At 72.4% G+C, this 5,764-nt stretch carries 7 protein-coding genes; 5 read left to right on the top strand and 2 right to left on the bottom strand.

Annotated features, from left to right (window positions below; all coding sequences use genetic code 11):
* Positions 1-1,546 (bottom strand): metallophosphoesterase family protein (locus E1298_RS51455; protein WP_279499666.1); only part of this gene is annotated, 1,546 nt, incomplete at its 3' end.
* Between the two features lie 40 nt (positions 1,547-1,586).
* On the opposite strand from E1298_RS51455, the gene E1298_RS43295 reads away from it, so the two are divergent.
* Positions 1,587-1,919, top strand: coding sequence for a metallopeptidase family protein (locus E1298_RS43295; RefSeq protein WP_424923214.1), 333 nt, complete (start codon positions 1,587-1,589; stop codon positions 1,917-1,919).
* 99 nt (positions 1,920-2,018) lie between these two features.
* On the top strand, positions 2,019-3,407 hold the full coding sequence (locus E1298_RS43290; RefSeq protein WP_131903202.1) for an MFS transporter: 1,389 nt from the start codon (positions 2,019-2,021) through the stop codon (positions 3,405-3,407).
* Positions 3,408-3,417: 10 nt separating this feature from the next.
* Here E1298_RS43290 and E1298_RS43285 read toward each other — a convergent pair whose 3' ends face one another.
* Positions 3,418-3,738, bottom strand: coding sequence for a PspC domain-containing protein (locus tag E1298_RS43285; RefSeq protein ID WP_131903201.1), 321 nt, complete (start codon positions 3,736-3,738; stop codon positions 3,418-3,420).
* Between the two features lie 130 nt (positions 3,739-3,868).
* Between E1298_RS43285 and E1298_RS43280 the strand changes: the two genes are divergently transcribed.
* Genes E1298_RS43280 through E1298_RS43270 form a run of 3 tightly spaced genes read left to right on the top strand, consistent with a single transcriptional unit; the run spans position 3,869 to position 5,703 of the window.
* Entirely contained in the window at positions 3,869-5,020 is a 1,152-nt protein-coding gene (locus E1298_RS43280; protein ID WP_131903200.1) for an acyl-CoA dehydrogenase family protein, read from the top strand.
* A gap of 42 nt (positions 5,021-5,062) precedes the next feature.
* Positions 5,063-5,320, top strand: a complete 258-nt coding sequence (locus tag E1298_RS43275; protein ID WP_131903199.1) for a type II toxin-antitoxin system Phd/YefM family antitoxin — start codon at positions 5,063-5,065, stop codon at positions 5,318-5,320.
* Entirely contained in the window at positions 5,305-5,703 is a 399-nt protein-coding gene (locus E1298_RS43270) for a PIN domain-containing protein (protein ID WP_131903198.1), read from the top strand. Before E1298_RS43275 ends, E1298_RS43270 begins: the two co-directional genes overlap by 16 nt.
* Positions 5,704-5,764 lie beyond the last annotated feature (61 nt).

Below are 5,764 nucleotides of genomic sequence, written 5' to 3'. Positions count from 1 at the left end.
GGGGCTTGATGGCGCGGTCGGGGTCGGGTTCCAGGTGGCGCTCGATCTGGGCGGAGGTGAGGCCCAGGCCGCCCAGGCGCAGGTCGTCCCAGCCCTGGAGGCGGTGGGTGGCGCGGCTGAAGTACAGGACGGAGAGCTCGATGGGGGTGGGCTGTTCGCGTTCGAGGCCGCGGAGGCCGGCGCCGCCGGTGGAGCCCTGGACGAAGAGGCGGGTGCCGGTGGGCAGGAGCTTGGTGGAGCGGCTGTGGGTGTGGCCCGAGAGGATGAGGGGGGTGAGGCCGGAGAACGCCTCGCTCTCGCTGGGGTCGTGGGCGATCGCGATGTCGGGGAGGGCGCCGGTGTCGCGGAGCTTCTGGGCGAGGACGAGGCCCTCGGCGCGGAGCTGGTCGGCGCCGACGAAGTCGTCGCGGGTGCTCTTGTCGGGGGTGAAGCGGGGGTCGCCGACGCCGTAGATGCGCAGGCCCTCGACCTCGCGGGTGACGTTGTCGAGGACGACGGCGTTCTTCTGGCGGGCGACGGCCCGCTGGCTGTTCCTGGAGTCGTGGTTCCCGCGGACGTAGACGTAGGGGATCTTGAGGTCGGAGATCGCGTCGGCGAACTTGTCCTCGGCCTTGCTGCCGTGGTCCATGAGGTCGCCGCTGTCGATGATCAGGTCGGCCTGGAACTGGGTGCTGACGGAGCGGATCACGTTCCAGGCGGCGGGGTTGATGTGGATGTCGGAGACGTGGACGACGCGGAGGGTGGACGGGTCGGGCTCGTAGGTCGGGAGGGTGGAGGTCGCGGCGTACAGCTTGGAGACGTTGCCGACGAGGTGCGCGAGCTGGGCGCGGTACACCGAGAAGCGGGCGGCGACGCTGCGGGCGTCGCCGACGACCTGGGGGGCGTTGGCGAGCAGGCCGGTGTAGCGGGGTTCGGCGACCGACTGCGGGTTGAAGGTGAGCAGGGCGGCGACGGTGACGGCGACGAGGCCGGTGGCGGACGCGGCGAGGCTGAGCAGGGCGCGGCGCCAGGAGCGGAAGAGGGCCAGGGACGCCAGGAAGCCGAGGCCGAGGGCGAGGACGATGGCGCGGACGAGCATGACGGTCACGCCGTGGCGCATCTCGACGGCGATCTGGTCGGTGACGCGGTCGAGTTCGGCGTCGTTCTCGATCAGCTTGCGGGCCTCGTCCGGGCGCAGGTTGGTGACGCGGGCCTCCAGGGAGATCGGGCCCCAGTGGGTGTCGAGGTGCAGGGCGCCGAGGGGCGGCAGCTGGAGGGTGGTGCCGCCGCCGAGGGACGGCTGGAGGGCGAGCCGGACGTCGGTGGGGCCGACGGGGGTCGTGGCGTGCCCGCCGAGGAGGAGGCCCGCGTAGCCGCCCGCGAGGCCGACGGCGAGGACGAGCAGGGTCCGGGCCGTCCGGCTGCGCAGGGCGGCGCGGAGACGGCTGCGCGCCGGAGCCAGGCGCCGCCCCGCCGAGCGCAGATGGCGGCCCGCCGACCTCAGCGGGCGGCGGGCTGCCGAGGGCAGGCGATCGGCGAGGACGGACCGGACGTTCGTCCGCGGCACGGGGCCTCCTTCTGTCGAGCAGAATGGCTGTGTGATCGACATGTCGCGCGAGGCGTTCGAGGCCCTGGTCGGCGAGGCCCTGGACACCATCCCGCCCGAGCTGACCGCCCACATGCGCAACGTCGTCATCATCGTCGAGGACGACGCGCCCGAGCGGGGGCTGCTCGGCCTTTATCAGGGCGTACCCCTCACCGAGCGCGGTGACTGGTACGGCGGGGTCCTGCCCGATCACATTTCGATCTACCGCCGGGAGATCCTGCGAATCTGCGACACCCCGGACGAGGTGGTCTCGGAGGTCCGGATCACCGTGGTGCACGAGATCGCGCATCATTTCGGAATCGACGACCACCGCCTGGACGAGCTCGGATACTGACCCGTACGCAAAAGGGTTTCATCAATTGGGCACGGTAGGTCACATTACTGCCACGCAGCGTGAGTTAATGGGTGGGACGCCCAACTCAGGGGAGCGTGCGTGGCGGGAAGGCAGACCGGCCGGCATCGGCGTCCGCCGGAGGAGCAGGCGACCTACCGCGAGGTGTTCGCGGTCGGGGAGTTCCGCGCCCTCTGGCTGGCGCAGGCGCTGTCGTTCGTGGGCGACCAGCTCGCGCAGGTGGCGCTGGCCGTCCTGGTGTACGAGCACACTAGCTCGGCCCTGCTGACCGCGCTGACGTATGCGCTGACCTACATCCCGCCGATCGTGGGCGGGCCCGTCCTGTCGGGTCTCGCCGACCTGTTCCCGCGACGCACCGTGATGGTGGTCTGCGACGTCCTGCGGGCGGTGATCGTGGCGGTCATGGCGGTCACGGCCATGCCGATCTGGGGCCTCTGCGCCCTGGTCTTCCTGACCGTCCTGCTGGGGGCGCCGTTCACCGCCGCGCGCGCGGCCGTCCTGCCGGACGTGCTGGAGGGTGACAGATATGTGGCGGGCTCGGCCATCAACAACATCACCCACCAGGGAGCGCAGATGCTCGGCTTCCTGGCGGGCGGCGCGATCGTGGCCGTGGTCGGGACGTACGAGGCGCTCGCCCTGGACGCGCTGACGTTCGGCCTGTCGGCGGTGATCCTGGTCGGGGGCCTGCGGGCGCGGGCGGCGCCCAGGCGGCGCGAGCGCGAGTCGCTCGGCCTCTGGCGCGGGACGCGGGACGGGGTGCGGCTGGTGTTCGGCGACCCCAAGTTGCGCTCGCTGGTGTCGTTCGCCTGGCTGTGCGCGTTCTACGTGATCCCCGAGGGCCTGGCCGCGCCGTACGCGGCGACGTTCGGCGGCAGCGCGGTCACGGTGGGGCTGCTGATGTCGGCGATGCCGACGGGGATGGTGGTGGGGGCGTTCCTGTTCAGCCGGTTCGTCCGGCCGACGAACCGGCTGCGGGCGATGGGCTGGATGTCGATGTTCGCGTGCCTGCCGCTCATCGGGTCGGGGACGCATCCGCCACTGTGGGGGGTGGTCGTGCTCTGGGCGCTGGCCGGGGCGGGCAGCGCGTACCAGCTGGCGGCGAACGCGGCGTTCGTGGCGGCGGTGCCCCCCGCGGGCCGGGGCCAGGCGTTCGGGCTCGCCCAGTCGGGCATCCTCGCGGGCCAGGGCCTGGGCATCCTGGCGGGCGGGGCCGCGGCGCAGGTCCTCGGCCCCGAGACGGTGGTCGCGCTGGCGGGCGTCCTCGGGCTGTCGGCCGCCGCGATGCTCACGCTGGTCTGGAACCAGATCCGCGGCGGCGTGATGTCCTCGATGCGCGAGAGCGCCGGGCCGGCCGTCGTCCTCCCGGACGCCGCCCCCGCGGACGTCCCGGGCCAGGCGCCGCCGCACGCCGCGGGCGCCCTCGGCGACGATCAGCCCGCGGGCATCCGCCGCTCAGCGCCCGCGCCTTAGCCGCGGCCGGTCAGGCGCGGGTGCGGTTCTTGCCGACGGCGTCCTTGGTCTTCTGGACGGCGTCCTGGACGGCGGGCGAGTCGCCGGCCTTCTTGAACAGGTCCTCGGCGACGGACGTGGACGCGCCCTCCTCCGGCACGAGCACCCAGGCGATCGCGTAGAGCGCGATGCCGGCGCCGCCGAAGAGGGTGAAGACGCCCAGGCCGAGCCTGACCAGGTTGGCGTCCACGCCGAGGTACCTCGCCGCGCCGGAGCAGACCCCGGCGACCATGCGGCCCTCGTGGGTGCGGCGCAGCTGTTTGCCCGTGGTGATGTTCTTCTCCATGTTCATACCTCGATCATGCCCAGCCGCGACGGAGTCTGACATCGGGATTCGCCCTGATCGGTCCCTGATACGACCCTTGCCCGGGAGGCCGTCGTACCCTGACGGCGTTATCCGCGCCGGAGAGAGGATGCCCCGCATGGACGTACTGCGCGTCGACGACCAGCTCACCGACGAGGAGCGGATGGTCCGCGACACCGTGCGGGCGTTCGTGGCGGAGCGGATCGCGCCCCGACTGGCCGGCTGGTTCGAGGAGGGGACGTTCCCGGTCCGCGAGCTGGCGCCTGAGCTCGGCAAGCTGGGGCTGCTCGGCATGCACCTGCACGGGTACGGCTGCGCCGGGACGGGCGCGGTCGCGTACGGGGTGGCGTGCCGCGAGCTGGAGGCCGCCGACTCGGGGCTGCGCAGCTTCGTCTCCGTCCAGGGGTCCCTGGCGATGACGGCGATCCACAAGTACGGGTCGGAGGCGCAGAAGGCGGAGTGGCTGCCCAGGATGGCGGCGGGCGAGGCGATCGGCTGCTTCGGCCTGACCGAGCCCGACCGGGGCTCCGACCCCGGCGACATGCTGACCCGCGCCCGGCGGGACGGCGCGGACTGGGTCCTGGACGGCGCCAAGATGTGGATCACCAACGGGTCGGTCGCCGACATCGCCGTCGTCTGGGCCAGGACGGACGACGGGATCCGCGGCTTCCTCGTCCCGGCGGGCACCCCCGGCTTCACCACGAGCGACATCCACCGGAAGCTGTCGCTGCGCGCGTCCGTCACGTCCGAGCTCGTCCTGGACGGTGTCCGGCTGCCCGCGGAGGCCGTGCTGCCCGGCGTGAAGGGGCTGAAGGGGCCGCTCGGCTGCCTGTCGGAGGCGCGGTACGGGATCCTGTGGGGCGCCATCGGCGCGGGGCGTTCCTGCTACGAGACCGCGGTCGAGTACGCGCGGACGCGGGAGCAGTTCGGCAAGCCCATCGGCTCGTTCCAGCTCACGCAGGAGAAGCTGGCGTGGATGGAGGTCGCGCTGGGGCAGGCCGGCCTGGTCGCCCTGCACGTCGGCCGCCTCAAGGACGAGGGCGGGGCCACCCCGCAGCAGGTCTCGTTCGGCAAGCTCGCCAACGTGCGCGCGGCGCTGGACGTGGCCCGCGAGGCGCGCACGATCCTCGGCGCGAACGGGATCACGCTGGAGTATCCGGTGATCCGGCACATGAACAACCTGGAGAGCGTCCTCACCTACGAGGGCACCCAGGAAGTGCACCTGCTGACACTCGGCAAGGCCATCACCGGCCTCGACGCCTTCCGCTGACCACCCCGCCGAAGAAATCTGATTATCAGATATGCTGGCCCCATGCGCACCATGACAGCGACCGAGGCGTCCCGGAGGTTCTCGGACCTGCTGGACGCGATCGAGCACGGCGAGACCATCACGATCACCCGGGGGCATCGGCCCGTCGCCGAGATCGGGCCGGCTCGCCGCCGGACGGGTGCTGATCTCCGGGCGGCGCTGGCGGACATCGCGCCGCCGGACGACCGCTTCGAGGCGGACGTGGCCGCCGCGCGGGACCTTCTCGTCACCGATGAGGGCGACCCATGGGCCGACGCCTGATCCTCGATACCGATGTGCTGATCGCGTATGAGCGGGGCACCGTCGACCGGCCGGCCTTCGATGACGATGAGCTGGCCGTCGCCGCGGTGACGATCGCCGAGTACCGCGTCGGGATCGAGCTCGCGGACTCGGCGGAGCGGGCCGCCGAGCGGGCCCGCGCGCTCGTGGCGATCACCTCGGTGATCGAGGTCCTCGACTATTCGGAGGCCACCGCCACGCACCACGCGCGGCTCATCGCCGACGTGCGCCGGGCCGGAGCCCCGCGTGGCGCGCACGATCTGATCATCGCCGCGCATGCCGTGGAGACGGGCCGGGCGGTCGTCAGCCGCGATGCCAAGGCCCGGTTCGGCGGGCTCGCCGGCGTGGTGGCCGTGGAGCCGTGAACGCCTTCCGCTGATGGTGTCCTGGTCAGGAGAAGGGTGGGGGCGGGGTCTGCCAGGGGTC

The sequence above is a fragment of the Actinomadura rubrisoli genome (assembly GCF_004349215.1).
In the GTDB taxonomy this organism is placed as follows: domain Bacteria; phylum Actinomycetota; class Actinomycetes; order Streptosporangiales; family Streptosporangiaceae; genus Spirillospora; species Spirillospora rubrisoli.
The sequence above is the reverse complement of the archived record's forward strand: the minus strand, read 5'-3'. Positions and strand labels throughout refer to the sequence as shown.